The sequence below is a fragment of the Pseudomonas sp. RIT-To-2 genome (assembly GCF_029623465.1).
Lineage (GTDB): Bacteria > Pseudomonadota > Gammaproteobacteria > Pseudomonadales > Pseudomonadaceae > Aquipseudomonas > Aquipseudomonas silvicola.
The window spans coordinates 1-26470 of record NZ_JAPYKM010000054.1 but is presented as its reverse complement, the minus strand read 5'-3'; the positions used below and the strand labels follow the sequence as shown (position 1 = coordinate 26470).

Here is a 26470-nt window from a genome sequence, read left to right as displayed (position 1 = left end):
CACATCTGTTTCGGGCCAGTTATGTCTGTGCCATTACCTGGTCCGCCTTGTTTGTTCGCTGGAGATCTGTGGCGGTGCAGCAAGGCCCGCGGGCGGCGCTCGATCTCAAGGGCGCCAGAAAGCCCGAGACATGTGCCTAGTGGCCTTCATCCAATCTCCCAAACAAACACCTCCCGCAACCGACACCTATATATCCCCCCCAACCTCAAACAACCCCATCCCCCCTCAACCTCTGCAAAGCCTCCTCACCCACGCCAAGCACCCGCATCAACACCTCTCCCGTATGCTCCCCGAGCAACGGCGGCGCACACCTGTACTCCACCGGGGTTTCCGATAGCCGAATAGGCGAGGCCACTTGCGGTACCACCCCCGCCAACCCATGGGGCATTGCCACTGCCAAGCCCCTTGCCTGCACCTGCGGGTCAGCGAACACCTGGGAAAGGTCATTGATAGGCCCACACGGCACACCCGCCCGCTCCAGCGCCGATACCCATTGGGCTGTGGTCTTGAATACCGTGGCTTGACGAATCAACGGGATCAGCTCGGCACGGTGCGCCACCCGCAGCTTATTGGTGAGAAAGCGCGGGTCGTCCGCCCATTGCGGCTCACCGGCCACTTCGGCGAATTTGCGGAACTGGTTGTCGTTGCCCACGGTGAGGATGAAGTCACCATCGGCAGTCGGGAAGTCCTGGTACGGCACTATATTAGGGTGCGCATTGCCCAGCCGTTTCGGTGCCACGCCCGTGGTGAGGTAGTTCATGGCCTGGTTGGCCAGGCAGGCAACCTGCACATCCAACAGCGCCATGTCGATATGCTGGCCGCCGCCGTGCTGGTCACGGTGGGCGAGGGCGGCCAGGATCGCCACGCTGGAATAAAGGCCGGTGAGAATATCGGTCAGTGCCACGCCCACTTTTACCGGGCCTGCTCCCTCTTCGCCTTCCGGGCGGCCCGTCAGGCTCATGAGGCCGCCCAGCCCCTGAATCATGAAGTCATAGCCAGCGCGCTTGGCGTAAGGCCCGGTCTGACCGAAGCCGGTGATGGAGCAATAGATCAGCTCGGGGTTCACCGCCTTCAGCGCGGCGTAATCCAAGCCATAGGCTGCCAGGCCGCCGACCTTGAAGTTCTCGATGACGATATCGGACTTCGCCGCCAGCTCGCGCACCAGTCGTTGGCCCTCGGGCTGAGTGAAGTCGATGGTCACCGATTGCTTGTTGCGGTTGGCCGACAGGTAATACGCCGCTTCGCTGGTGTTCTCGCCTTCCGCATCCCTTAGGAAGGGCGGCCCCCAGGCCCGGGTGTCATCGCCGTTGCCCGGGCGCTCCACTTTGATGACCTCGGCGCCGAGATCGGCGAGTATCTGCCCCGCCCAAGGGCCGGCCAGTACACGCGACAGATCCAGTACCCGCAGATGTGACAACGCACCCATGGCCCGGCTCCCTCTATTAATAGAACGCCTGGATGCCGGTCTGTGCGCGGCCGAGGATCAGCGCGTGCACGTCATGGGTACCTTCATAGGTGTTCACCACCTCCAGGTTGACCAGATGGCGAGCCACGCCGAACTCGTCCGAGATGCCATTGCCGCCCATCATGTCGCGGGCCATGCGCGCGATGTCCAGGGACTTGCCGCAGGAGTTGCGCTTCATGATCGAGGTGATTTCCACCGCGGCGGTGCCTTCGTCCTTCATGCGGCCCAGGCGCAGGCAGCCCTGCAGGGCGAGGGTGATTTCGGTCTGCATGTCGGCCAGTTTTTTCTGGATGAGCTGGTTGGCCGCCAGGGGTCGGCCGAACTGCTGGCGGTCGAGGGTGTACTGGCGCGCCGTGTGCCAGCAGAACTCCGCGGCACCCAGCGCTCCCCAGGAGATGCCATAGCGGGCGGAGTTCAGGCAGGTGAACGGGCCCTTGAGGCCACGCACATCCGGAAAGATGTTTTCTTCGGGCACGAACACGTTGTCCATCACGATCTCGCCGGTAATGGAAGCCCGCAAGCCGACCTTGCCGTGGATCGCCGGCGCACTGAGGCCTTGCCAGCCTTTCTCCAGCACGAAGCCGCGAATATCGCCAGCGTCGTCCTTGGCCCACACCACGAACACATCGGCGATGGGGCTGTTGGTGATCCACATTTTGCTGCCGGTCAGGCGGTAGCCGCCTTCCACGGAACGGGCGCGGGTGATTATGGCACCCGGATCGGAACCGTGGTTGGGTTCGGTAAGGCCGAAGCAGCCGATCCATTCGCCGCTGGCCAGTTTGGGCAGGTACTTCTGTTTCTGTGCTTCAGTGCCGAATTCATTGATGGGCACCATGACCAGGGAGCTTTGCACGCTCATCATCGAACGGTAGCCCGAGTCGACGCGCTCCACTTCGCGGGCGATCAGGCCATAGCACACGTAGTTCAGGCCGCTGCCCCCGTATTGCTCGGGAATAGTGGCGCCCAGCAAGCCGACTTCGCCCATTTCGCGAAAAATGGCCGGGTCGGTCTTTTCGTGGCGGAACGCTTCAAGCACCCGCGGCGCCAAATTGCCTTGGGCGAACTGGTAGGCGCTGTCGCGCACCATTCGCTCTTCTTCGGTGAGCTGCTGGTCGAGCAGCAGGGGGTCGATCCAGTTGAAGCTGGCCTTGGCGCCCATGGCGGTTCCTTATGGCAGGTCAATAGATGTGTATTGAGCCTAGGCGCCGCGAGGGCAGGGGACAACCGAGGATTTCGCACGCTGTTGTGCTAATTTCTCACTCCGAGAGGCGGAAAAAGCCCAATAAGCGCCTCCATCAGTGAGGTAGCCGTACATGCGTCGCAAGATCCCCAGCACTACCGCATTGGTGTGCTTTGAAGCCGCTGCCCGTCACGAGAGTTTCACCAAGGCCGCCCAGGAACTGTCCCTCACCCAAGGGGCCGTGTGCCGACAGATAGGCAGCCTGGAAGGCTTCCTCAATGTGGAGCTGTTCCAGCGCTCCCGGCGTGGGGTGAAGCTCACGGAAGCCGGCCTTTCCTACAGCCGACGCGTGGCAGCGCAACTGGACGCCGTTGAGCGCGATACCTTGTCGGTGATGGGCCACCAGGGCGCCAACGTGATCGAGCTGGCCGTGGTGCCTACCTTCGGCACCCAGTGGTTGCTGCCGCGCTTGAAAGACTTCCAGCACCGCCACCCGCAGGTCACCGTCAACCTCACCAACCGCACCCGGCCGTTCCTGTTCGCCGACACCGCATTCGATGCCGCTATCTATTTCGGCGATGCCGACTGGTCCGGCACCCAGGCCCACCGCTTGATGGGGGAAAACCCGGTACCCGTATGCAGCCCCGCGCTGCTGGGCACCGAAGGCCACCTCGATGCAACCCTCATAGCCCGGCTACCGCTGTTGCAGCAGACCACCCGGCCATACGCATGGCGCCAGTGGTTCAACAGCCTGGGCCTGAGCATCAGCCGCGACATGACAGGCCCGCGCTATGAACTATTCTCCATGCTTTCCCAGGCAGCGATGCACGAGATGGGCGTTGCCCTTATCCCGCCATTCCTGATTCAGCGGGAGTTGGAGGAGGGCAGGCTGGTGGTTGCCAACCCCCATGCCCTGGCCAGTCACAAGGCGTACCACCTGATGATTCCGGAGCGGAAAGTCGAATCGGCATCGCTGAAGGCTTTCAGGGACTGGCTGGTAGCTGAGGCGATGAGCTATGTAACTGATCACCAACGATAATCTCAAAAATTAACCATGTAGTGAGTTTTATTTCAAACCTACAGATATAAGAAAATGTCGTTTTCAGAAATACTGTAACGGTGCGATGTAAAATTTGCTGAACACCCCGTTCTACATGGCCTACAGCTTGTTTTTGGCGCTGTCGATGGCTATTCAGGGGAGCAATGTAAAAAAATATTAAAACCTTACGAAATAGCGGGAAAGCCCGATCTACCGGGGCTGCGACTGGCATGTTGCGGCAATCGGTCACAGGGTGACTTGTAGTGTTTCGTCCGTCACCTTTCATAACTGGTTGAAGGGCTGCGATAACGCCTGCAAAATGCCGCGCCCCGCCCGAATTCAGGCGGGATCGTGCTGATCGGCCGCCCCAGCTGTGCCATCCGAAGTGCGCTGGTTAACTCAATAAGATCAAGCAGGAGATTTGACGTGCACATTGGTGTTCCTCTCGAAACCCAGACGGGCGAAACACGGGTTGCTGCAACCCCGGAAACCATCAAGAAACTGATCGCCCAAGGCCACAAGGTCACGGTGCAAAGTGGCGCGGGCATCAATGCCAGCGTGACCGACAGTGCCTATGAAGCCGCCGGCGCGAGCATTGGCAGCGCTGCCGATGCCTTCGGTGCCGCGCTGATTCTGAAGGTGGTTGCCCCCAACGACGCCGAACTGGCGCAGATCAAGAGCGGCACCGTTCTGGTCGGCATGCTCAACCCGTTCAACAACGAAACCATCGCCAAGATGGCCGAGCGCGGCATCACTGCCTTCGCCCTGGAAGCTGCCCCGCGTACTTCCCGCGCCCAGAGCCTGGACGTGCTGAGCTCCCAGGCCAACATCGCCGGCTACAAGGCCGTGCTGCTGGCGGCCCATCACTACCCGCGCTTCATGCCCATGCTGATGACCGCCGCCGGTACCGTGAAGGCTGCCCGTGTACTGATTCTGGGCGCTGGCGTTGCGGGCCTGCAGGCCATCGCCACGGCCAAACGCCTGGGCGCGGTGATCGAGGCCTCGGACGTGCGCCCCGCGGTGAAGGAGCAGATCGAGTCGCTGGGCGCCAAGTTCATCGATGTGCCGTACGAAACCGATGAAGAGCGTGAATGCGCCGAAGGCGTTGGCGGTTATGCCCGCCCGATGCCCGCCAGCTGGATGCAGCGCCAGGCCCAGGCGGTTCACGAACGCGCCAAGGCTTCGGACATCGTCATCACCACCGCCCTGATCCCAGGCCGCAAGGCGCCGACCCTGCTGAGCGCCGAAACCGTCGCGCAGATGAAGCCGGGCTCCGTGGTCATCGACCTGGCCGCGGCACAAGGCGGCAACTGCCCGCTGACCGTGGCCGATCAGGTAGTGGTTGAAAACGGCGTGATCATTTGCGGCCCCACCAACCTGGCGGCCATGGTCGGTGCCGATGCCTCGGCGCTGTACGCACGCAACCTGCTGGACTTCATGAAGCTGGTGTTCGACAAGGACGGCCAGTTCACGATCAACCTTGAAGACGACATCGTCGCCGCGTGCCTGATGTGCCGCGACGGCCAAGTCATCCGCAAGAACGGCTGAGGATAAAAACAATGGAAGACATGCTGATCTCCCACGGCGTCTACAACCTGATCATCTTTGTGCTGGCGATCTACGTCGGCTACCACGTGGTCTGGAACGTGACACCCGCGCTGCACACCCCACTGATGGCCGTGACCAACGCCATTTCCGCCATCGTCATCGTCGGTGCCATGCTGGCAGCCGCCCTGACCGTGACCCCGCTGGGCAAGATCATGGGCACCCTGGCCGTGGCCCTGGCAGCCGTGAACGTATTCGGTGGTTTCCTGGTGACGCGCCGCATGCTGGAAATGTTCAAGAAGAAGGCGCCGAAAGCGTCCGCCGAGGTGAAAAAGTAACATGAGCATGAACCTCGTCACCCTTCTGTACCTTGTTGCCTCGATCTGCTTCATCCAGGCACTCAAGGGCTTGTCGCACCCGACCACGTCGCGTCGCGGCAACCTGTTCGGCATGCTGGGCATGACCCTGGCCGTGCTGACCACCGTGGGCCTGATCTACAAGTTGGGCGCAGAGCTGGCCACCGGCGGCATCGCCTACGTGATCGTCGGCCTGCTGGTGGGCGGCACTGCCGGCTCCATCATGGCCAAGCGCGTGGAAATGACCAAGATGCCTGAGCTGGTCGCCTTCATGCACAGCATGATCGGCCTGGCCGCGGTGTTCATCGCCATCGCCGCGGTGGTCGAGCCACAGTCGCTGGGTATCGTCCCGGCCCTGGGCGACGCCATTCCTACCGGTAACCGCCTGGAGCTGTTCCTGGGCGCGGCCATCGGTGCCATCACCTTCTCCGGCTCCGTGATTGCCTTCGGCAAGCTGTCGGGCAAGTACAAGTTCCGCCTGTTCCAGGGTGCCCCGGTGGTGTTCGCCGGCCAGCACAAGCTGAACCTGGTATTGGGCCTGGCGACACTGGCCCTGGGCCTGACCTTCATGTTCACCGGCAACTACGGTGCCTTCGCGCTGATGCTGGCCCTGGCGTTCGTGATGGGCGTGCTGATCATCATCCCGATCGGCGGCGCCGACATGCCGGTGGTGGTGTCGATGCTCAACAGCTACTCGGGCTGGGCGGCAGCCGGTATCGGCTTCTCGCTGAACAACTCGATGCTGATCATCGCCGGCTCGCTGGTGGGTTCGTCGGGTGCGATCCTGTCGTACATCATGTGCAAGGCCATGAACCGTTCGTTCTTCAACGTGATTGGCGGCGGCTTCGGCGGCGCGACCGACGTGGGCGGCCCTGCCGGTACCAAGGAGGCTCGCCCGGTGAAATCCGGCTCGGCTGACGACGCTACCTTCCTGCTGACCAATGCCGACACCGTGATCATCGTTCCCGGCTACGGCCTGGCAGTGGCACGTGCCCAGCACGCGCTGAAAGAACTGACCGAGAAGCTGACCCACAACGGCGTGACCGTGAAGTACGCGATTCACCCGGTGGCTGGCCGTATGCCTGGCCACATGAACGTGTTGCTGGCTGAAGCCGAAGTGCCGTACGACCAGGTGTTCGAGATGGACGACATCAACTCCGAGTTCGGCCAGGCCGACGTGGTGCTGGTGCTGGGTGCCAACGACGTGGTCAACCCGGCCGCCAAGAACGACCCCAAGTCGCCCATCGCCGGCATGCCGATCCTGGAAGCCTTCAAGGCCAAGACCATCATCGTCAACAAGCGCTCGATGGCCAGCGGCTACGCCGGCCTGGACAACGAACTGTTCTACCTGGACAAGACCATGATGGTCTTCGGCGACGCCAAGAAAGTCATCGAAGACATGGTCAAGGCTGTCGAATGACGGCTTGATCCACCGCAATACCCAAAACCCCGGCGCTGGTTAGGCTGGGGTTTTTATTTGCAGCCTGGTTAACCTCCCTGTGAAAGCCATGCCTTTGCTCCCACAAGGGCCACCTATCGCCTGCCTGATGGCTTACGACCTAAGTCGTGGGACGAATTTTCCTGAAATCACTAGACTGCGCACAGCCTTCGTTACCTGAGATAACAACACATGTACCGTGACCGTATCCGCTTGGACGCCTTGCACAGCAAGGTGATGAGTGCGGCTGATGCCGCTGGACTGATCAAGGATGGCATGACCGTCGGCATGAGCGGCTTCACCCGCGCCGGCGAAGCCAAGGCCGTTCCCCATGCATTGGCCGAACGCGCCAAGCAGACGCCACTGCAGATCACCCTGATGACCGGCGCCAGCCTGGGCAACGACCTGGACAAGCAACTGACCGAAGCCGGCGTACTCGCGCGGCGCATGCCGTTTCAGGTCGACAGCACCCTGCGCAAGGCCATCAACGACGGCAAGGTGATGTTCATCGACCAGCACCTGTCCGACACCGTCGAGCAGTTGCGCAACCGCCAGATCAAGCCGGTGGACCTGGCCGTGATCGAATGCGTGGCCATCACCGAGGAAGGCCACCTGGTGCTCAGCACCTCCGTGGGCAACTCCGCCAGCTTCGCCATTCTGGCCAAGGAAGTGATCGTCGAGATCAACCTGTCGCAGCCCCTGGAGCTCGAGGGCCTGCACGACGTTTACATCCCCAGCTACCGGCCGACGCGCCTGCCGATCCCTGTGCTCAAGTCTGACACGCGCATCGGCAGCGGCGCAGTGAAGATCGACCCCGCCAAGATCGTCGGCATCGTGATCAGCAACCAGCCGGACTCGCCTTCCACCGTGCTGCCGCCGGATGCGGACACCCAGGCCATCGCCGACCACCTGGTGGCCTTCTTCAAGAGCGAAGTGGCCGAAGGCCGGCTGACCAACAGCTTGATGCCGCTGCAGGCAGGTATCGGCACCATTGCCAATGCAGTGATGTGCGGCCTGGTGGATTCGCCGTTCGAGAACCTGACCATGTACTCCGAAGTACTGCAGGACTCGACCTTCGACCTGTTCGACGCTGGCAAGCTGGAGTTCGCCTCGGGCAGCTCCATGACCCTGTCGGCGAAGAAGCACGCCGAAGTGTTCAGCGACTTCAACCGCTACAAGTCGCGCCTGGTACTGCGCCCGCAGGAAATCTCCAACCACCCGGAAGTGATTCGTCGCCTGGGCATCATCGGTATCAACACCGCACTGGAGTTCGACCTGTACGGTAACGTCAACTCCACCCATGTGTGCGGCACCAGAATGATGAACGGCATCGGTGGTTCGGGTGACTTCGCCCGCAACGCGCACCTGGCGATCTTCGTGACCAAGTCCATCGCCAAAGGCGGCGCCATTTCCAGCGTCGTGCCCATGGTCAGCCACGTGGACCATACCGAGCATGACGTAGACATCCTGGTCACCGAAATCGGCCTGGCCGACCTGCGTGGCTTGGCGCCGCGCGAGCGCGCACGGGCGATCATCGACAACTGTGTGCACCCAAGCTACCGCGCCGCGCTGAACGAATACTTCGAAGCGGCCTGTGCCCGTGGTGGCCATACCCCGCACATCCTGCGCGATGCCCTGCAATGGCACAGCAACCTGGAAGAAACCGGGCGCATGCTGGCGGTGTAAAACATGGCAGCAGGCAGCTGGTGCAGGATTTCACCGCATCAGTTGCCGGACTGTTCGAAGTTTCAATCTAAATCTGTACTGCTGTACCGGTAGAAATCCCGCCTTAGCCCCCGCAAAATCCGTGGAATTGATCAAAAATGCACCATTCGGGTGCTGACCAATACAGTTGGCCTCATTTTCGGTCAAACAGTGGCGCTAAACAGTTAACTGAACCCTCACAATACAAATGAACTGTGCCTGCAAATCTTGACTGTGCAGGAGGATCATTGGCACCAGTAGAAACCAACTAGCCAAGCCCGCCACAAGCGGAAGGATGTCAACCATGGAACGTACACTCAGTTCCGACCTGCTTTTCCAGAACAGCTCCGAAGAAAGCCGTACTTCGTTCCCACTGCGCGTTATCAGCAACCTGATGCTGTGGCAGCGCCGCATCGCCAGCCGCCACCAACTGGCCCGTCTGGATGCCCGCCTGCTGGCCGACGCTGGTATCAGCGAAGCACAGCGTTGCGAAGAGCTGAGCAAGCCGTTCTGGCGTTAATGCAAGGCCTGGCTGGCCGCTGTTCGCCAGCACATTGAATTCCGATCGAAGCCCGCTGCCGGCAACTGCAGCGGGCTTTGTCGTTTCCGGCCGTTGACGCCGAGTAGAACAGTTAAACAAATTCAAAAAACTACCGGTACAGTCCGGATTTTATGAAACTTCCTGTTTCAGATCTCCACGCCAGGAACTAAATCGGCAACAATTGTCTGACATGCGCGTGAACCCGCGACGTAACGCGGCCGGTACAACGCGCGTCTGAGGTAAAGTGTTGCGCTTTTACCCTTGCCCGATCAGGAGATTGACCATGTTCCGTTCCCGTCTGCTTGGTGCTTCGCTGCTGCTGGCCCTGTCCTGCGGCGCGCATGCTTCCAGTTTCGTCGTGACGACCGATACCCTGGTTCGGGCAACGGCGGCCACCAGCGATGCCACTTCCGACGCCACCGCTTCGCTGCGCGACAAGAAGATCGTGCTGCAGGCCCGTGACGACGCCGCCAGCTTCGTGGCCACCAACGGTTCGATCCGTGGCGCCCGCCTGGAAAGCGCGTTCGCCTACATTCGCCAACAGAACCCGGCCTTGCAGGCCTCCGATGCGCAACTGGCCCAAGCCATCGCCGCCATCTGATCTCGTGTTCGCCAACCCGGTAGTTTGACGACCTATGCGTTTTCCGTTTTCCCGCGGTTTCCTTGCCGCGACATTGTTGCTGGGCGCCTGGTGCGGCCAGGCCCAGGCCTTCGACACCACCACCCAGGGGGTGGTCATGAGCGGCTACGTCACCAGCCAGGTGACCACCGCGCCGTTCGACCGCAAGCTGGTGCGTGCCGCCCAGGATGACGCGGCTGCCTATGTCGCCACGGACGGCCAGATCCAGGGTGCCCGACTGGAGTCGGCGCTCAGCTACCTGCGCCAGCACCACGCTGGGCTTCACGCCAGCGACCTTGAACTGGCGCAGGCAATTCTCGTCCAATAATTGATATCTGTCTTTTGGAGACACCCCCCATGCGTACCCCGTTGATTGCCGCCACCCTCGGCCTGCTGTTGCTGGCTGATGTGGCCTCGGCGCATACCCTGCAGCAAACCAGCAACATGATCGTTCACGCGTCGAACCGCTCGATCAACTTCACCTCCGACACCACCACCTCGATCCGCGATTCGAAAGTGGTACGCGAGGCCCAGGACGACGCCGCCAGCTACGTGGCCAGCAACGGCAACATCCGTGGCGCACAACTGGAGGCGGCGTTTGTCGCCCTGCGCACCCAGGTGCCGGAAGCCAAGGACGCCAGTGACCAGGAACTCGCGCAGGCCATCCTCGCACTGTGAGGTGGCTCGGCGCCTGGCTAATGACCTGTGCGCTGTTGCTGGCCGGCAATAGTGCACAAGCAGCGTTGCACCTGCGCCTGCAGGCCGAAGGGCTCACGGCGCAACAGCAACAGGCCAGCCAGGCGCTGCTCGATGAGGCCATGGCCGACCTGCCGCCCAGCTTCAAGCAGCGGCTGGACCGCACCATCGAGGTCGACTGGTCATCGCACATGCCCGATAACGCCTACGGGCAAGCGGCAGCGGTGGCCAGCCTGGACCTCAACGTCAAGCTGCTGCCCAGCCTGACCGACGGCACGGCGGCCACCACCCAGACCCATCGCCCCCACGGCACGGTGCGAGAAGAGCTGCTGGCGACGGTGCTGCACGAACTCACCCATATCTACGATCGCGCCCGCCTGTGGCCCGATGCCGACCGCGCCCTGTTCAACCGTTGCAAGCGTTACAGTTCGAGCCTCGGCGAAGTGGGCCTGCCTGGTGAATGCCGGGGCCAGACCGACCGCCGCTTCACGCTCAGCGATGACCCACGCCTGCTGGACCTGGCCGGCTGGCCGCAATCGGTAGGCCAGCGCGGAGAGCGCAATGAGCCAAACCGGCAAATCGTGCGCAGCCCTGACATCTACGAAGTCACCGACCCGCTGGAATTCGTCGCGGTCAACATGGAGTACTTCCTCCTGGACCCCGAGTACGGCTGCCGACGCCCGGAACTGTACGAGTACCTGAAGAATCATTTCGGCTGGGCCCCGGCCAATGCGGCTACGTGCCCGACCGCACTACCATTTCTCAACGCCGGCAACGACTTCGGCCGCACACCGCTGGGCAGCATCGACCCCGAGCGTGTCTACGAAGTGGACTACCTGTTGGCCGAGGCCAACCAGAACTGGGTCAGCCGCTGGGGCCACAGCATGCTGCGCCTGGTGATCTGCGCCCCGGGGCGCCCACGGGGGCCCGACTGCCGCCTGGACCTGGACCGCAGCCTGGTGTTGTCATACCGGGCCTTCGTCAATGACGTGCAGTTGTCGACCTGGAGCGGCCTGACCGGCGGTTACCCGTCGCGGCTGTTCGTGCTGCCGCTGGGCCAGGTAATCGACGAGTACACCAAGACTGAACTGCGCAGCCTGGCCTCGGTACCCCTGAAGCTGACCCGTAACGAGATCGACTCATTGGTGCGCCACGCCGCCGAAATGCACTGGAGCTATGACGGCAACTACTATTTCGTCTCCAACAACTGCGCGGTAGAAACCCTGAAACTGTTGCGGGCCGGCACCCACAACCCCAAGTTCGACGACCTGGACAGTATCGTGCCCAACGGTCTGTTGCAGGTGATGGAGGCTCGCGGCATCGCCGACACCAGCGTCCTCAAGGACCCGCGTGAAGCCCTGCGCCTGGGCTACCGCTTCGACTCCTACCGCGACCGCTACCAGGCGATGTTCGACATCCTCAAGCAGCAGTTGCCCATCCCCCAGGCCAAGGTCGAGGACTGGATGGCACTGGAACCCAAGGAGCGCCAGCCATGGTTCGCCAAGGCCGACCTGCGCACCAGCGCCGCCTTGCTGCTGCTGGAGCAAGCCAGCCTGCGCCGCCAGTTGCTGTTGGCCCAGGATGAGGTCAAGCAGCGCTACCTCAATGGCCGCGCCGCCAACGACGCCAGCCTGGTCAATGCCAACAAGACCTTGCAGGCCATGCTGGCCAATAGCGGCTTCCTCAGCCGCCCGGCCGAACTGCTGGACAGCGGCGGCTACGGCCTGCCCCAGCAGAACGAGTTCAAGCGCCTGGAGTCCGAAAGCGCGGAACGCCAGAAGCAACTGCAGACTTTGAGTGTGGACCTGGACAAGGAAGTGCGAGCCTTGCTCGAGCCCAAGCGCAACGCCGAGATCACCGCCACCGAAGCCAACATCAAGGTGGTAGCCGACCACCTGCGCACGCTGCACAAAGCGGCGGGCGGGCTGATCCTGCCCTGACCGGGCAATTCAGCGGTTCCACAGTGGGCGCTGGTCGAGGCAAATATGACAGTTTTGTTTCAAAGTGAGCTTTTGCTGTGCCATGCTGGCGCTACGGCCCATGGCCGACTAAAGCTTAAGTAGGCGTGGCATAAAAGATTTTTCGATAACGAGCCACACCGCTGCAATTTCAACCTTCCCCATTCACGGGGACCTTCCACAGGGGGCCTTCCATGCTGACCCTGCTCAATTTGCTCTCGGCAGTGGCGCTGCTGATCTGGGGCACGCACATCGTGCGTACGGGCATCCTGCGCGTGTACGGTTCCAACCTGCGACGCTTGTTGAGCCAGAACATGTCCAAACGGCCGCTGGCATTCATCGCCGGCATTCTGGTGACCGCCGTGGTGCAAAGCAGCAACGCCACCGCCATGCTCACCACGTCGTTCGTCGGCCAGGGGCTGATGACCCTGACACCGGCCCTGGTGATCATGCTCGGCGCCGACGTGGGTACCGCGCTGATGTCGCGGGTGCTGACGTTCGACTTGTCGTGGCTATCACCGCTGCTGATTTTCCTCGGGGTGATCTTCTTCCTGTCGCGCAAGCAGACGCGGGTGGGCCAGATGGGCCGTGTCGGCATTGGCCTGGGCCTGATCGTGCTGGCGCTGCAACTGATCGTTGAAGCCGCCGCCCCCATCACCCATGCCCAGGGCGTGAAGGTACTGTTCGCCTCGTTGACCGGCGATATCCTGCTCGACGCCCTCGTCGGCGCGTTGTTCGCGATGATCTCCTACTCCAGCCTGGCGGCCGTGCTGCTGACCGCCACCCTGGCCGAAGCTGGGGTCATCAGCTTGCCGGTAGCCATCGGGCTGGTGATAGGCGCCAACATCGGCAGCGGCATGCTGGCGTTCCTGTCCACCAGCATGCAGAACACCGCTGGCCGCCAGGTAGCGCTGGGCAGCCTGTTGTACAAGCTGATCGGCCTGCTGCTGATCGTGCCAGTACTCGACCCGCTGGCCCGCTGGATGGACACCCTGACCTATGACCCCACCAGCCTGGTGATCGGCTTCCACCTGCTTTACAACACCGTGCGCTGCCTGCTGATGCTGGGCACCGTGGGGCCCATGTCCAAGCTGTGCATCTGGCTGCTGCCCGAGCGTGAAGACGTCAACGGCGGCGCCAAACCCCGCCACCTGGACCTCACCGCCCTGGACACGCCGAGCCTGGCACTGGCCAACGCGGTGCGTGAAACCCTGCGCATCGGCGACCTGGTGGACAGTATGCTCGGCGCCTTGCTCAACGTGCTGCGCGGCAGCCAGACCGCCGTCAACCAGGCTGTGCGCACCCAAGGCGAAGACGTGGAAGTTCTCTACAGCGCGGTCAAGCTGTACCTCGCGCAAATGCCCCGGGAAGACCTCAGCGAACAGGACAGCCGGCGCTGGGCGGAAATCATCGAACTGGCCATCAACCTCAAGCTGGCCAGCGACCTGATCGAGCGCATGCTGCGCAAGATTCAGCAGCAGAAAACCGCCCAGCGCCGCGAGTTCTCCGACATTGGCCTGGAAGAACTGGCCACCCTGCACAGCCAGTTGATGGCCAACCTGCGCCTGGGCCTGTCGGTGTTCCTCAGCGGCGACCCGGAGAGCGCCCGCCAACTGTTGCGCGAAAAGCGTCGCTTCCGTGCCCAGGAACGGCGCCTGGCCCATGCCCATGTGAGCCGCCTGCAGCGCAAAGTGGTACAAAGCATTGAAACCAGCTCGCTGCACCTGGAACTGATCGCCGACATGAAACGGCTGAACTCGCTGTTCTGCGGCAGTGCCTATGTGGTGCTGGAAACCCTCGATACCGGAGCCCTGGAAGCCGACGCGGTACCCGACAATGCGCACTCACCTTGAACGTCCGCTGCCTGCGGCAGTCTGTTCCACAGTCTGAGCCGGTTCCCGCAGGAAGCTTCCCATGCGTTGTCTGCTGTTGCTTTGCCTATTGTTCACCTGCGCTCAAAGTCAGGCGCTGGACCGTTTCAAGGTAGAAGGCTACCTGTTGCCCAATGGCCTGCAGGTGCTGATGAAACCAGGGGACGACCGCGGCCACGTGGCCATCCGCCTGGTGGTGGGGGTAGGGTTCGACGATTTTCCCTGTAACCGGCGTGAGCTGCCGCACTTGCTGGAGCACTTGCTGTTCAGCGGTATCGACGGCAGTGGTGAAGGCGGGCTGGAAGAGCGCATGCAGGCCTTGGGCGGCGAATGGAACGCCTTTACCAGCGACAGCGACACCACCTTCGTGATCGAGGCCCCCGCCGCCAATCAGCGCAAGGTGCTCGACCTGCTACTGGAGGTGGTCACCCAGACCCATATCGACCAGAAAGCCTTGGACATTTCCCGGCGTATCGTCGAGCGCGAGGACGGCGGCCACTATTCGCACCTGCAGCGCTGGCTGGACAAGCAGGGGGTAGGCCACGCTGCCAGTGACCAACTGGCCACCGAACTGGGGCTCAAGTGCAGCGAACGCTCGCCCGTGCGCGACATGACCCTGGAACAGGTCGAGACAGTGCGCAAGGACTGGTACGCCCCCAACAACATGACCCTGATCATTGTCGGCGGGCTCGACAAGCTCTTGCCCGCGTACCTCGAGCGTACCTGGGCGAGCCTCGCGGCCATCAAGCCGACCGACCATCCGGACATTCCCGTCACGCTGCACAGCGCGCTGTACGAGCGCAACCTCACCCACGGCTGGCTCGGAGACGGTGCCAAGCTGCACTGGTTCTTCCCCGAGCCCTCGCTGGACGACCAGGTTCCCGATGCCGCCCTCGACCTGGTGCAGGTCTACATGGAATGGGCGCTGTACAAGGAACTGCGCTTGGACCACGAATTGTCCTACGGCCCATGGAGCCAGCGTGAAGCCCTGGGTGATACCGGACTGCTGAGCCTCAATGCCGACTTGGACCGCGCTGACGTCGACCGGGCCCGCACCCTGGTGGCCAACATGATCGCCCGGCTCAAGAAAGACGGCCTGGAGAGTGCCACCTTCGAGCGCTTGCGCCAGGCTGCCATCTCGCGCCAGGCCTGGAGCGTGCAGGGCAACAGCCAGCTGGCCGACTTTTACTGGAATGCCCTGCCCACCTACGAAAAGGGTCGCTTCGAAGACCCCACCAGGGATTTGAAAAAGGTCACCCTGGCCCAGGCCGACGCCGCCATGCGCCAGGTATTCGCGAGCCGCGGCTATGTACGCATCGAACAACCATTGCTCAGCTACGACCAGCTCTACAGCCTGGCGGTGGGTGCCGCGGTGCTGCTGGCGCTGCTTCTGCTGGGCTGGGCCACCTGGCGCCTCAAGCACCGCTAGCCGCGCAATCGCGCAGGTAAGTGGGTATCCTTGGCGGCGATTTTCATGCACCTGCCAAGAATGCCGAAATGCCCAAGCTGATCCTGCGCCTTATCGAACTCGTCAAACGCTACCCGGGCGTCATCGCCCTGGGCGGCTTCGTGACGGGCATCGCCAGCTTCATTCTGGTCGACCGCCAGGCCAAGCTGGCCAGTTGGATAGCGGTGCTGATGCTGGTCAGCTGGGTATGGCTGATGTTCGAGCAGAGCGCCACGCGCTGGTTCAGCCGCCGCTTCAAGCGCGAGATCCCGGAACCGCTGCTGCGTTATGCCACTCAGCAGATCCACCAGGAAAGTCTGTTCTTCGTACTGCCGTTTTTCTACACCACCACCACCTGGAACAGCGGCCAACTGGTGTTCACCGGGCTGCTGGGCCTGGCGGGCCTGGCCTCGATCACCGACCCCATCTATTACCGGTTCGTGGCGCCACGCCGCTGGCTGTTCCTGGCGCTGCATACACTGACGCTGTTCGCGGTGCTGCTCACGGCGCTGCCGGTCATCCTTCACCTGACCACCTCGCAAAGCTATGAGTGGGCACTGGGTATCGCCATGCTGCTCTCGGCCCCGAGCCTGGCGGCCAGCTTCCCGGTCAACCATTGGCGCCGGGCCGTGGCCCTGGTGCTGGTGACGGCCGCCGTGGGTGGGGCAGGCTGGATGATGCGCTCCTGGGTACCACCGGCCACCTTGTGGATAACTGAATCGGCGGTGACCCTGGACCTGGACAACGCCAAGCGCACCCCGGGCGACAGCATCAAGAACGTCGCCGCCAGCCAGGTGCGCGCCAACGGTCTGTATGCCTACACGGCAATCAACGCACCTCGTGGCCTGCAAGAGCGCATCTACCACGTGTGGAAATTCAATGGCCAGGAAGTGGACCGCATCGCCCTGGACATTCATGGCGGCCGCGACGAAGGCTACCGGGCCTGGACCCACAAGATGAACCTGCCGCCCAACCCGGTCGGCAGGTGGCAGGTGCAGGTCCTCACCGAGGACGGGCAGATGATTGGCGTGCTGCGCTTCAAGGTCACCGACGACAGCGCACCTGCCGGGTAGGCCTGACACAGCGTGGTGCGGTTCGCTAGCTTCGTCAGGTCCGGGAGGGGAGCACCACGCAGGAACTGAATCACCCTGCATGCCCTGACAAAGGCGTCTAAGCTCGGTGGGTATGAGTATTCTTGCAGTCGGCGGCCAAGCCCACCTGGACACCAGCACGCAGCCACCGCGCCTGCGCATCGGCGGTGACTGGACACTCCCTCACTATGCGCGCTTGCGCCGCCTTGCCCGGCAACTGGCCAGCCAGTACGACGACAACACCCCCATCGACCTGGACCAACTGGGCGCTATCGACACAGCGGGCGCCTCGCTGCTGGTAGAACTGCTGGGCGCCGAACGCCTCGGCCGTCTGGCCGACACTGCCGTGCACCTGCCCGGCCCCAGCCGTGCGTTGCTGCAGACCGTGCACCGCGCGCTCCAGGACTTTCACGAACCCGCCAGGGAACCGGAACTCAATGCAGGCGTGCAACTGCTCAGCCGCATCGGTACCGCCGTCGACACCGTCTGGCAAGACACCCTGCAACTGCTGGGCTTTGTCGGCCTGATCCTTGAAACCCTGGCACGTGGCCTGCTGCGCCCCCGGCGCTGGCGCACTACCGCCGTGGTCGCGCATATCGAGCAGACCGGCCTGGATGCCGCCCCTATCGTCGCGCTGCTGACGTTCCTGGTGGGTGCGGTAGTGGCCTTTCTCGGGGCCACGGTATTGGCCCGCTTCGGCGCCAGCATCTTCACCATCGATCTGGTGGGTTTTTCCTTTCTGCGCGAATTCGGCGTGCTGCTGACCGCCATCCTGATGGCCGGGCGCACCGCCAGTGCCTTCACCGCGCAAATCGGTTCCATGAAAGCCAACGAGGAAATCGACGCCCTGCGCACCCTTGGACTGGACCCGGTGGAACTGCTGGTGGTGCCGCGGGTACTGGCGCTGCTGGTGGCGCTGCCGGCGCTGACCTTCCTGGCCATGCTCTGCGGCATCATTGGCGGCGGGGTGGTGTGTGCATGGTCACTGGGGATTTCCCCAGCGATGTTCCTGTCCAAGCTACAGACCGACATCGCCGTGCAGCACTTTCTGGTGGGCCTGGTCAAAGCGCCGGTGTTCGCCTTTCTGATCGCTGCCATCGGTTGCCTGGAAGGCTTCAAGGTCAGCGGCAGCGCCGAATCGGTAGGCGCGCACACCACCTCCAGCGTGGTGCAGTCGATCTTCGTGGTCATCGTGCTGGACGCGGTGGCCGCGTTGTTTTTCATGGAGATGGGTTGGTGAACTGGACGGTAGCAGCGCCCCACATTCCGGTGATTCGCGTACGAGACCTGGGCAACCGCTTTGGCCCCCAGGTGGTGCACGAACACCTGGACCTGGACCTCAACCGCGGCGAGATCCTGGCCGTGGTCGGGGGTTCGGGTAGCGGCAAGTCGGTGTTGCTGCGCAGCATCGTCGGCTTGCGCAGGCCCAATGAAGGTTCAGTGCAGGTGCTGGGGCAAAACCTAGCCAGCCTCGACGAAGACGCCCGTTCGCAACTGGAACGGCGCTTTGGCGTGCTGTTCCAGAAGGGCGCGCTGTTTTCTTCACTGACGGTCGCCGAAAACATCGCCTTGCCGCTGATCGAACATGCGGGCCTGGCCCGCGCCGATGCCGAACACCTGGCCTGCGTGAAACTGGCCCTCGCTGGCCTGCCGCTGTCGGCGGCCAACAAATACCCCGCCTCGCTTTCCGGGGGCATGATCAAGCGCGCTGCGCTGGCCCGAGCCCTGGCGCTGGACCCGGACATCCTCTTTCTCGATGAGCCCACCGCCGGCCTGGACCCCATCGGCGCGGCGGCTTTCGACCAGTTGATCCTTACCCTGCGCGACGCCCTTGGCCTTAGCGTGTTCCTGGTCACGCACGACCTGGACACCCTCTACACCATCACCGACCGCGTCGCCGTGCTATCGGACAAACGCGTACTGGTCGCCGCGCCTGTCGCGGAGGTCGCCGGCACCCGCGATCCGTGGATACACGAATACTTCCACGGCCCCCGGGGCCGGGCAGCGCGGCGTGCTGCTTCAGTGCAGAACGAGGTCTGAGATGGAAACCCGAGCCCACCATGTACTGATCGGCCTGTTTACCGTATTGATCGTGGTCGGCGGCCTGCTGTTCGGCCTGTGGCTGGCCAAATCCAGCGTCGACAGTGCCTTCGACGACTACGAGGTGGTGTTCAACGAAGCCGTGACGGGCCTGTCCAGAGGCAGTTCGGTGCAATACAGCGGCATCAAGGTGGGGGACGTGGTACTGCTGCGCCTGGACCCACAGGACCCTCGCCGGGTGCTGGCACGCATCCGCCTCACCGGCGACGTGCCGATCAAGCAGGACACCCAGGCGAAACTGGCGCTGAACGGCATCACGGGGACCTCGATTATCCAGCTCAGTGGCGGCACCCCGCAGAGCCCGACGCTGAAGGGCGAGAAGGGCGCGCTGCCGATGATTGTCGCCTCGCCGTCGCCCATCGCGCGGCTGCTCACCAACAGCAACGACCTGATGGCCAGCGTCAACCAGTTGCTGTCCAACGCCAACCGGCTCATCTCCAGCGAAAACGTCGACCGCTTCAGCGCCACACTGGAACACGTGGAACAGGTGACCGGTGCCGTGGCCGAGCAGCGCGATAACATTCGCCTGGCCATCAGCCAGATCGCCCAGGCCAGCGAACAGGCCTCCGGCACACTGAAGACCGCCAACGGCCTGCTCGACCAGCAAGGCCGCCAGACCCTCGACAGCGCCAGGCAGGCCATGGCGTCGCTGCAGCACAGCGCCGCCGCCCTGGACACTTTGCTGCTCAACAACCGCGACGCCGTCAATGGCGGCCTGCAAGGCTTGAACCAGTTGGCGCCGGCGATCCGCGAACTGCGCGATACGCTCACGGCCCTTAAAGCCATCAGCCAGCGCCTGCAGGCCAACCCTGGCGGCTACTTGCTGGGCCGCGACCGCGACAAGGAATTCGAGCCATGATCACCCCCCTTCGCCGTGCGGTACTGGTGCTGGCGTGCGCTGCGCTACCCGCCTGCTCGATACTGCCCAAGGCTGAACCGGCCAATGTCTACCGTTTGCCAGTGGCCAGCCAGGCCGCGGCCGCCCACGGTGGCGCCAGCCTGCCATGGACGCTACGCATCGGCAAACCCCAGGCCAGCGATGCCCTCAACAGCCCACGCATTGCCGTGCTCCCCCAGGGTGATCTGGTCAGCAGCTACAAGGGCGCACGCTGGAGCGACCCCGCGCCGGTGCTGCTGCGCAACCGCCTGCTCGATGGTTTCAGCCGGGACGGCCGCTTGCGTGGCTTGAGCACCGATGACAGCAACGTGCAGGGCGACTATGAACTGGGCGGTGACTTGCAGGCGTTCCAGAGCGAGTACACCGGCACTGGCGTGACCGTGCATGTGCGCCTGGATGCACGCCTGGTGGATGGGCGCAGCCAGCGCATCATCGCCAGCCAGCGCTTCGAGGTCAGCCAACCCGTGGCGAGCACCGCCGTGCCCAGCGTGGTCACCGCGTTCGGCCAGGCCAGCGACCGGCTGACCGGGCAGGTCATCGAGTGGGCGCTGGCTCAGGCCGCCGTGGCACCGAAGAACCAATAGCACACGGCGATGGCCGCGACCACGCCCGAGAATTCGGCCAGCAAGGCACAGCCCACCGCATGGCGGGCGCGCTGAATACCGACTGCGCCAAAGTACACTGCCAGCACATAGAAAGTGGTCTCGGTGCTGCCCTGGATAGTGGCGGCTACCAGCGCCGGGAAACTATCCACCCCTTTGCTCTGCATGGTCTCGATCAGCATCGCGCGGGCGGCGCTACCGGAGAATGGCTTGACCATGGCGGTGGGCAGGGCGTCGACAAAGCGGGTGTCCAGGCCAAGCCATTGCACCAGGTGCCGGATGCCATCCAGGCCCAGCTCCAGCGCGCCAGAGGCGCGCAACACACCAATGGCACAGAGCATGGCAACCAGGTAGGGCAGCAGGTTCTTGGCCACGTCGAACCCTTCCTTGGCACCTTCCACGAAGGTTTCATACACCTTGACCTTGCGCAGGGCGCCAATGACCAGAAATACCATGATCAGGCCGAACAGCGTCAGGTTGCCGAGGATGGAGGACAAGCTCGCCAGCGCGGCAGCGGACATACCCGCCAGCAGCGCCATGAACGCCCCCAGCAACAGCGCGCCAGGCACCAGGTAGGCCAGCACCACCGGGTCCCACAGGCGCAGGCGTTGCATCACGGCAACCGACAGCAGGCCCACCAGCGTGGAGGCGCTGGTGGCGAGCAGGATGGGCAGGAACACCAGAGTCGGGTCCATGGCGCCTTGCTGGGCGCGGTACATGAAAATCGTCACCGGCAGCAGGGTCAGGGACGACGCGTTCAACACCAGGAACAGGATCTGCGCGTTGCTGGCCGTGGTGGCGCTGGGGTTGAGTTCCTGCAGCGAGCGCATGGCCTTGAGGCCGATGGGCGTGGCGGCGTTGTCCAGGCCCAGGGCGTTGGCGGCGAAGTTGAGGGTGATCAGGCCCAGCGCCGGGTGGCCACGGGGCACCTCGGGCATCAGGCGGGCAAACAGTGGCCCCAGCACCTTGGCCAGCCAGTCGACGATGCCGGCCTTCTCGGCGATGCGCAGAAAGCCCAGCCACAGGGTCAGGGTGCCGAACAGCAGGACCATGACCTCGACCGAAAGCTTGGCCATGGCGAAGATGCTTTCCACCATGGCGGCGAAGATACCGCTGTTGCCACCCACCAGCCATTGGGCCATGGCAGACACCGCCGCCACCACGAAAAAGCCGAGCCACAGGCCGTTGAGCATCAGTATTACCCCCAGAAGTTGCCGCGAATGATAGCGGCCAGGGGCCGAAAACAACAAACCCCGACGGTTGTCGGGGTTTGCAGGTGCTGCCTACCGGGCAAAATCCCGGTGTTACAGGGAAGGGCTCGAAGTCATGAACAGGATTACTCCGAAACAGCCTTGCCTACCGCGGCTTCCTTGCTGCGCCAGTGCGGCAGGGAGTTCCAGTAGCGCTGGCCCTTGGCATCGTCATACATGCCTTCCCAACGGGAAATGACCAGCACGGCCAAGGCGTTGCCGATCACGTTCAGCGCTGTGCGGGCCATGTCCATGATGCGGTCCACACCGGCGATGAAGGCCAGACCTTCCAACGGAATACCCACGCTGCCCAGGGTAGCCAGCAGTACCACGAACGACACGCCCGGCACGCCGGCAATGCCTTTGGAGGTAACCATCAGGGTCAGCACCAGCATCACCTGCTGGCTGATCGACAGGTCGATGCCGTACAGCTGGGCGATGAAGATGGCGGCGATGCTCTGGTACAACGTCGAACCGTCGAGGTTGAACGAATAGCCCGTCGGCACCACGAAGCTGCTGATGGCCTTCGGCGCGCCATAGGCTTCCATTTTCTCGATCACGCGCGGTAGCACGGTCTCGGAGCTGGCGGTGGAGTAGGCCAGTACCAGTTCATCCTTGAAGATGCGGAACAGCTTGAACACCGAGAAGCCGAAGAGGCGGGCGACCAGGCCCAACACGCCGATGGCGAAGAACAGGATGGCGACGTAAACCAGAATCACCAGCTTTGCCAGCGGCAACAGCGAGGCGAAGCCGAAGTTGGCAACGGTCACGGCGATCAGGGCGAACACACCGATGGGGGCGTAGTTCATGATCATGTGGGTGACCTTGAACATGGTCTCCGACACGCCCTGGAAGATTTTCACCAGCGGTTCGCGGGTCTCGCCTGGCAGGCTCGACAGGCCCAGGCCGAAGAACACCGAGAAGAAGATGATCGGCAGCATGTCGCCACGGGCGATGGCCGCGAAGATGTTCGACGGGATCAGGTTGAGGATGGTCGCGATGAAGGCGTGGTCATGCTGCACCTCGGACGTGGTCTTCTCGTATTGCGAGATGTCCACGGTACCCAGGGTGCTCATGTCGATACCCACGCCTGGGTGGAACACGTTGGCCAGCAGCAGCCCGACGACGATAGCGATGGTGGTCACTACTTCGAAGTACAGGATGGTCTTGAGGCCAATGCGGCCCAGCTTCTTCGCGTCGCCGACCCCGGCGATACCCACGACCAGTGAAGAAATCACGATCGGGATGACGATCATCTTGATCAGGCGAATGAAGATGTCACCAGCCGGTTGCAGGACGTTACTTATCCACCAGGCCTTTTCAGCACTGAAATGGTTGAGCAGCGCACCGAGTGCAATACCAAGGACCAGACCGATGAGGATCTGCCAGGCGAGGCTGAGTTTTGCCTTCTTCATATTATTACCCTTGCTTCAAGTGAATCCGGGGCATCTGCGCCAGCTCCGCCAGAACCCGCAGGCTTGAGCCGTTGCAAGCTCATCAGGCAGGTGTGCGGATGCCCCCCGTAGAAGGTTTCGGGCAACCGCCAAGAAGGCGCTTGCCAGCGAAAAAGGCGCAACTATTCCGATGCAGGCCGCCAACGTCTAATGCCGTAAACGCCTACCCTATGCCGAATCGGCATGATATTTTTTGTCATAAACGGGCGTCACAACGGGTTGCGCTGCATTCGTTCGGATTCTCGAAAGCATCGCGAACAGTGCTGCACAACCTCTTTGGCCCCGGAACCAGGGGGTGCCCGAACGAATTGTTCGACAATCCGAACGTGGGTTTCGGGTCAGAAAGGAACATAGGGGGGCTGAAAAAATCACGATGTACGGTCACAGCCGCTGCGACAAATAGTCCGGGCTGCGCGAGCGGTGTTGCCGACCAGATGCAAAAAAACCGCCGAATCAATGCTTGGCGGTTCTTTCAATACCCGGCGCTGCCGGCCCGGGTTCAAGCTCTCCGGAAGTCCGGCCATTGCTGGCTCGCGGACTTCCGTCGCAGCTTTCTCCTGACCCGGCCCTCGTCGGAGGTACTCCCTGTACCCCTAGGCCACTCCGATCAGACAGCGATCAAAACGGCCCAGCCCCTTGGTCATGCGTCGGCCCTCCTCGGGCGGGCGCAGGTTATAGAAGCTAAATCATTGAAAAGGTTCAGCTTCTGGCAAAACTACTGGTCAGTACCAGTTCGGGTCCCTCTTCAACTGTTCTTTCAGTAGCGCTTGCATGCCCTCGTTGGGCTTGCCCAGCCAGCGATAGTCGGCATGACGAGTGGGTGACTTGTCCGAAGGAAGGCCTTCGGGGACATCCACCAACATGCCGTACGCATGCTTCTTGTCCCAACTGAAGGCAACAATCAGCCGATGGTTCTTGCAGACCTGCTGGCTTTCGCACAGCGGGCCCACAAGGTACTTGTCTCCATCTTCTTCTACGGCCGACATCTGCTGTTCGGATTCGCCAGTGAGGTTCAGTACCCAGTCGGGGACGCGTTCCTCTTTCTTGACGACGCCTTGCCATGTCTCGCGATATTGCGGGTCACTGCTGAGCAGCCCGTTGACCCGCACCTGGCCGTCATTGGCCGCCATCGCCGTGGCGCCGCAACCCAGCAGCAGGGCCGCGGCGACAGCCTTGAAGGTCACACTGTTCATGGATGGTCAGCCCCGACCGCGACGGCCAAAGAAGAAGGAGGCCACGAACAGCACCAGGAAGACGATGAACAGGATCTTGGCGATCCCGGTCGCAGCGCCAGCGATACCACCGAAGCCCAGCACTGCAGCGATGATGGCGATAATCAGGAATGTGACTGCCCAACTCAACATGGTGAATCTCCTTACCGTTTTGAAATTAGGGTGCTGCCTACTGCAATTCCCGCCCAATGCGGGGTTTCATCTAGAACACCCAGCTCTGCTGGCGAACGCCCTGGTCATTGCTCTCGGCCCGTTGCAACTGGGCCTGGCCCTGCACCAAGGGTTTGCCGGTGGAGCTGATGGCATTGAAATGCTGGTAACTGACGGCTGGACGCGCTTGCGCCTGAGCCTCCAGACGGCCTTCGTGCCAATGTTGAAAGGCTTGGCCGGCAAGCAGAGTGACCATCAGCGCAAGGGTTACCGACAGACCCTGTTGGATCTGCTTGGAAGAGATTGGCAAATGGGTCAGACATTGGCTTCTCATCTGGTAACTCCTCTTGTGCGGGTGATCGACTCTGCCTGACAAGACTATTGCAGACCTCGTGCCAGAAATTTCCTACAACAAAAGGTAATAAAATCAGGGGTTTGAGCGGTTAGTGCGACGGTGTTTGGCGAGCAACCTGCACGATGACCACAGGTTGCTCGGGCGTTTTGCACGATCTGTTCAAAGGCTGGATTTTCCTGCCACCTTGAGCAGATCGGCGTCCACGCCGCGCACCCCACGAATGTTGCGCGCGATATCCACGGCCTCGGTTTTCTCCTGGGTGCTGGCTACCACTCCCGTGAGGCTGACCATCCCGCCTTTGGTATCGACCTTGATGTTGATGCCATCCAGGTTGCGGCTATATAGAAGGCTGGCCTTGACCTTGCTGGTGACCCAGGCATCGCTGAGGCTGTCCTCGGTGCTCTTTGCCTGTGCTTCGGCCTTGGTGATCTCGGTATCGGCAGCGCCCAGGCTGATGAGGTTGTTTACCTCGGTGACCCCAGAGGTATTGCGTGCCAGGTCGCCGGCCAGTTGCTTGGCGTCTGCGGTCTGCGCATGGCCCTTGAGCGTGACCACACCGCCTTGGGTATCGACTTCGGTATCCAGCGCCTGGGTGGCGCTGTTCCATAGCAGCTTGGATTTGATGGTGGCCGTCAATGTGGCGTCGTCGAAGCGCTGTGCGATTTTTTTCTGCGCCGGCGGCTGGTCAGCCAGCGCCGGGTCGATGGTCAACTGGTTGTCCACCTTGGTAATGCCTGACGTCTGCAGCGCGATCTGCTCCGCAAGGTCGCGGTCGACATCGTTTTCGACTCGGCCCTTGAGCGTGGCGACCCCTTGGGAAACGCCGACGTCGATCTTGAACGGACTCAGATGGCGGTTCAGTGCATAGGCGGTCCAGATAGAGCCTTCCTGGCGGGCAGCCTGCAGTTGGCTGCTGACTTGAGCGGTGTCCAACGGAGCGGCCTGGGCCAGGGTAGGCAGAAGCACCGCACTGAGTGAACAGGCGATAGCCAGGCGTTTGAGGCAAAGCATATGGAAACTCCCGTGAAACAGACATTCCAGGGACTCCCGCAACAGCCGTGCCACCCGGGGCACAGTGGTATTTCCCTTGGAAACCAGGGGCTTAATGCCGTTACCAACAGATAGTTACCATGCAGGTCGCCGAATCAATCAGAATTGACCATGCAACTTGCCCGATTATTCTGAGACTAACCAAGATCATTCTTTAAGGAGCGTAGGAAAAATGGAAGCTGGCACGGAACATCAAGGCCGAATCCTGTTGGTGAACGATGAATCCGCCATCCTTCGCACCTTCCGTTATTGCCTGGAAGACGAAGGCTACAGCGTCGCCACCGCCAACAGCGCGGCGCAGGCAGATGCACTGCTGCAGCGCCAGGTGTTCGACCTGTGCTTTCTCGACCTGCGCCTGGGCGAAGACAACGGCCTGGACGTATTGGCGCAAATGCGCATTCAGGCGCCATGGATGCGGGTCGTCATTGT

General features: G+C 62.3%; 26 protein-coding genes. 18 read left to right on the top strand and 8 right to left on the bottom strand.

The annotated features are described in order from the left end of the window. Positions 1–205: 205 nt before the first annotated feature. Positions 206–1426, bottom strand: a complete 1221-nt coding sequence (locus tag QBK88_RS28820) for a CaiB/BaiF CoA transferase family protein (protein ID WP_277964748.1) — start codon at positions 1424–1426, stop codon at positions 206–208. A gap of 16 nt (positions 1427–1442) precedes the next feature. Continuing rightward, positions 1443–2624 carry an acyl-CoA dehydrogenase gene (locus tag QBK88_RS28815; protein WP_277964747.1) on the bottom strand — a complete coding sequence of 394 codons (1182 nt, stop codon included), beginning with the start codon at positions 2622–2624 and terminating at the stop codon, positions 1443–1445. Between the two features lie 154 nt (positions 2625–2778). Here QBK88_RS28815 and QBK88_RS28810 point away from each other — a divergent pair, with 154 nt between their 5' ends. The 17 genes from QBK88_RS28810 (at position 2779) to QBK88_RS28730 (ending at position 20532) form a co-directional block, all read left to right on the top strand. Further along, positions 2779–3684, top strand: a complete 906-nt coding sequence (locus QBK88_RS28810; protein WP_268146563.1) for a LysR substrate-binding domain-containing protein — start codon at positions 2779–2781, stop codon at positions 3682–3684. Positions 3685–4110: 426 nt separating this feature from the next. Further along, entirely contained in the window at positions 4111–5232 is a 1122-nt protein-coding gene (locus QBK88_RS28805) for a Re/Si-specific NAD(P)(+) transhydrogenase subunit alpha (RefSeq protein ID WP_277964746.1), read from the top strand. An 11-nt stretch (positions 5233–5243) separates the two neighbouring features. Then, complete coding sequence (locus tag QBK88_RS28800; RefSeq protein WP_008367291.1) at positions 5244–5567, top strand: NAD(P) transhydrogenase subunit alpha; 324 nt, start codon at positions 5244–5246, stop codon at positions 5565–5567. A gap of 1 nt (position 5568) precedes the next feature. Further along, positions 5569–7005, top strand: coding sequence for an NAD(P)(+) transhydrogenase (Re/Si-specific) subunit beta (locus QBK88_RS28795; protein ID WP_268146569.1), 1437 nt, complete (start codon positions 5569–5571; stop codon positions 7003–7005). Positions 7006–7215: 210 nt separating this feature from the next. Beyond that, on the top strand, positions 7216–8709 hold the full coding sequence (locus QBK88_RS28790) for an acetyl-CoA hydrolase/transferase family protein (RefSeq protein ID WP_277964745.1): 1494 nt from the start codon (positions 7216–7218) through the stop codon (positions 8707–8709). A 322-nt stretch (positions 8710–9031) separates the two neighbouring features. Continuing rightward, on the top strand, positions 9032–9247 hold the full coding sequence (locus QBK88_RS28785; protein WP_176569522.1) for a DUF1127 domain-containing protein: 216 nt from the start codon (positions 9032–9034) through the stop codon (positions 9245–9247). A 304-nt stretch (positions 9248–9551) separates the two neighbouring features. Then, the gene (locus tag QBK88_RS28780) at positions 9552–9869 is read left to right on the top strand and encodes a DUF2388 domain-containing protein (protein ID WP_268146573.1); all 318 of its coding nucleotides are present in this window, start codon (positions 9552–9554) and stop codon (positions 9867–9869) included. 34 nt (positions 9870–9903) lie between these two features. Continuing rightward, the gene (locus tag QBK88_RS28775) at positions 9904–10215 is read left to right on the top strand and encodes a DUF2388 domain-containing protein (protein WP_268146575.1); all 312 of its coding nucleotides are present in this window, start codon (positions 9904–9906) and stop codon (positions 10213–10215) included. Positions 10216–10244: 29 nt separating this feature from the next. After that, positions 10245–10565, top strand: a complete 321-nt coding sequence (locus QBK88_RS28770; protein WP_268146577.1) for a DUF2388 domain-containing protein — start codon at positions 10245–10247, stop codon at positions 10563–10565. Positions 10566–10585: 20 nt separating this feature from the next. Beyond that, positions 10586–12523, top strand: a complete 1938-nt coding sequence (locus tag QBK88_RS28765; protein WP_445765020.1) for a DUF7844 domain-containing protein — start codon at positions 10586–10588, stop codon at positions 12521–12523. Between the two features lie 212 nt (positions 12524–12735). Further along, positions 12736–14394, top strand: a complete 1659-nt coding sequence (locus QBK88_RS28760; RefSeq protein ID WP_277964743.1) for a Na/Pi cotransporter family protein — start codon at positions 12736–12738, stop codon at positions 14392–14394. A gap of 61 nt (positions 14395–14455) precedes the next feature. Next, entirely contained in the window at positions 14456–15841 is a 1386-nt protein-coding gene (locus QBK88_RS28755; protein WP_277964742.1) for a M16 family metallopeptidase, read from the top strand. A 68-nt stretch (positions 15842–15909) separates the two neighbouring features. Next, positions 15910–16932 carry a DUF5924 family protein gene (locus tag QBK88_RS28750; RefSeq protein ID WP_277964741.1) on the top strand — a complete coding sequence of 341 codons (1023 nt, stop codon included), beginning with the start codon at positions 15910–15912 and terminating at the stop codon, positions 16930–16932. Between the two features lie 112 nt (positions 16933–17044). After that, complete coding sequence (locus QBK88_RS28745; RefSeq protein ID WP_277964740.1) at positions 17045–18190, top strand: MlaE family ABC transporter permease; 1146 nt, start codon at positions 17045–17047, stop codon at positions 18188–18190. A 23-nt stretch (positions 18191–18213) separates the two neighbouring features. Next, positions 18214–18990: an ATP-binding cassette domain-containing protein gene (locus tag QBK88_RS28740; protein ID WP_277964749.1), complete on the top strand. Its 777-nt coding sequence runs from the start codon at positions 18214–18216 to the stop codon at positions 18988–18990. Between the two features lies 1 nt (position 18991). After that, positions 18992–19909 carry an MlaD family protein gene (locus QBK88_RS28735; RefSeq protein WP_277964739.1) on the top strand — a complete coding sequence of 306 codons (918 nt, stop codon included), beginning with the start codon at positions 18992–18994 and terminating at the stop codon, positions 19907–19909. After that, positions 19906–20532, top strand: a complete 627-nt coding sequence (locus QBK88_RS28730) for an ABC-type transport auxiliary lipoprotein family protein (protein WP_277964738.1) — start codon at positions 19906–19908, stop codon at positions 20530–20532. Before QBK88_RS28735 ends, QBK88_RS28730 begins: the two co-directional genes overlap by 4 nt. On the opposite strand, the gene QBK88_RS28725 is transcribed toward QBK88_RS28730, so the two are convergent. The 6 genes from QBK88_RS28725 to QBK88_RS28700 form a co-directional block, all read right to left on the bottom strand. Continuing rightward, positions 20502–21743, bottom strand: coding sequence for a nucleoside recognition domain-containing protein (locus tag QBK88_RS28725; protein ID WP_268146595.1), 1242 nt, complete (start codon positions 21741–21743; stop codon positions 20502–20504). The genes QBK88_RS28730 and QBK88_RS28725 overlap by 31 nt on opposite strands. A 143-nt stretch (positions 21744–21886) precedes the next feature. Next, complete coding sequence (gltP, locus tag QBK88_RS28720; protein WP_277964737.1) at positions 21887–23215, bottom strand: glutamate/aspartate:proton symporter GltP; 1329 nt, start codon at positions 23213–23215, stop codon at positions 21887–21889. Positions 23216–23976: 761 nt separating this feature from the next. Further along, positions 23977–24447, bottom strand: coding sequence for an inhibitor of vertebrate lysozyme family protein (locus QBK88_RS28715; RefSeq protein ID WP_277964736.1), 471 nt, complete (start codon positions 24445–24447; stop codon positions 23977–23979). Positions 24448–24453: 6 nt separating this feature from the next. Further along, positions 24454–24618 (bottom strand): DUF1328 domain-containing protein, encoded by a 165-nt coding sequence (locus tag QBK88_RS28710; protein ID WP_008367262.1) that lies wholly within the window; start codon positions 24616–24618, stop codon positions 24454–24456. Positions 24619–24688: 70 nt separating this feature from the next. Then, positions 24689–24970: a hypothetical protein gene (locus tag QBK88_RS28705; protein ID WP_277964735.1), complete on the bottom strand. Its 282-nt coding sequence runs from the start codon at positions 24968–24970 to the stop codon at positions 24689–24691. Positions 24971–25150: 180 nt separating this feature from the next. After that, positions 25151–26002 carry a BON domain-containing protein gene (locus QBK88_RS28700; protein WP_277964734.1) on the bottom strand — a complete coding sequence of 284 codons (852 nt, stop codon included), beginning with the start codon at positions 26000–26002 and terminating at the stop codon, positions 25151–25153. 211 nt (positions 26003–26213) lie between these two features. Here QBK88_RS28700 and QBK88_RS28695 point away from each other — a divergent pair. Further along, positions 26214–26470 (top strand): response regulator (locus QBK88_RS28695; RefSeq protein WP_277964733.1); only part of this gene is annotated, 257 nt, incomplete at its 3' end.

Coding starts and splice junctions, on each gene's coding strand:
- QBK88_RS28820 (WP_277964748.1), bottom strand. CDS start 1,426: ATGGGTGCGTTGTCACATCTGCGGGTACTGGATCTGTCGCGTGTACTG.
- QBK88_RS28815 (WP_277964747.1), bottom strand. CDS start 2,624: ATGGGCGCCAAGGCCAGCTTCAACTGGATCGACCCCCTGCTGCTCGAC.
- QBK88_RS28810 (WP_268146563.1), top strand. CDS start 2,779: ATGCGTCGCAAGATCCCCAGCACTACCGCATTGGTGTGCTTTGAAGCC.
- QBK88_RS28800 (WP_008367291.1), top strand. CDS start 5,244: ATGGAAGACATGCTGATCTCCCACGGCGTCTACAACCTGATCATCTTT.
- QBK88_RS28795 (WP_268146569.1), top strand. CDS start 5,569: ATGAGCATGAACCTCGTCACCCTTCTGTACCTTGTTGCCTCGATCTGC.
- QBK88_RS28790 (WP_277964745.1), top strand. CDS start 7,216: ATGTACCGTGACCGTATCCGCTTGGACGCCTTGCACAGCAAGGTGATG.
- QBK88_RS28785 (WP_176569522.1), top strand. CDS start 9,032: ATGGAACGTACACTCAGTTCCGACCTGCTTTTCCAGAACAGCTCCGAA.
- QBK88_RS28780 (WP_268146573.1), top strand. CDS start 9,552: ATGTTCCGTTCCCGTCTGCTTGGTGCTTCGCTGCTGCTGGCCCTGTCC.
- QBK88_RS28775 (WP_268146575.1), top strand. CDS start 9,904: ATGCGTTTTCCGTTTTCCCGCGGTTTCCTTGCCGCGACATTGTTGCTG.
- QBK88_RS28770 (WP_268146577.1), top strand. CDS start 10,245: ATGCGTACCCCGTTGATTGCCGCCACCCTCGGCCTGCTGTTGCTGGCT.
- QBK88_RS28765 (WP_445765020.1), top strand. CDS start 10,586: ATGACCTGTGCGCTGTTGCTGGCCGGCAATAGTGCACAAGCAGCGTTG.
- QBK88_RS28760 (WP_277964743.1), top strand. CDS start 12,736: ATGCTGACCCTGCTCAATTTGCTCTCGGCAGTGGCGCTGCTGATCTGG.
- QBK88_RS28755 (WP_277964742.1), top strand. CDS start 14,456: ATGCGTTGTCTGCTGTTGCTTTGCCTATTGTTCACCTGCGCTCAAAGT.
- QBK88_RS28750 (WP_277964741.1), top strand. CDS start 15,910: ATGCCCAAGCTGATCCTGCGCCTTATCGAACTCGTCAAACGCTACCCG.
- QBK88_RS28745 (WP_277964740.1), top strand. CDS start 17,045: ATGAGTATTCTTGCAGTCGGCGGCCAAGCCCACCTGGACACCAGCACG.
- QBK88_RS28735 (WP_277964739.1), top strand. CDS start 18,992: ATGGAAACCCGAGCCCACCATGTACTGATCGGCCTGTTTACCGTATTG.
- QBK88_RS28730 (WP_277964738.1), top strand. CDS start 19,906: ATGATCACCCCCCTTCGCCGTGCGGTACTGGTGCTGGCGTGCGCTGCG.
- QBK88_RS28725 (WP_268146595.1), bottom strand. CDS start 21,743: ATGCTCAACGGCCTGTGGCTCGGCTTTTTCGTGGTGGCGGCGGTGTCT.
- gltP (WP_277964737.1), bottom strand. CDS start 23,215: ATGAAGAAGGCAAAACTCAGCCTCGCCTGGCAGATCCTCATCGGTCTG.
- QBK88_RS28715 (WP_277964736.1), bottom strand. CDS start 24,447: ATGAACAGTGTGACCTTCAAGGCTGTCGCCGCGGCCCTGCTGCTGGGT.
- QBK88_RS28710 (WP_008367262.1), bottom strand. CDS start 24,618: ATGTTGAGTTGGGCAGTCACATTCCTGATTATCGCCATCATCGCTGCA.
- QBK88_RS28705 (WP_277964735.1), bottom strand. CDS start 24,970: ATGAGAAGCCAATGTCTGACCCATTTGCCAATCTCTTCCAAGCAGATC.
- QBK88_RS28700 (WP_277964734.1), bottom strand. CDS start 26,002: ATGCTTTGCCTCAAACGCCTGGCTATCGCCTGTTCACTCAGTGCGGTG.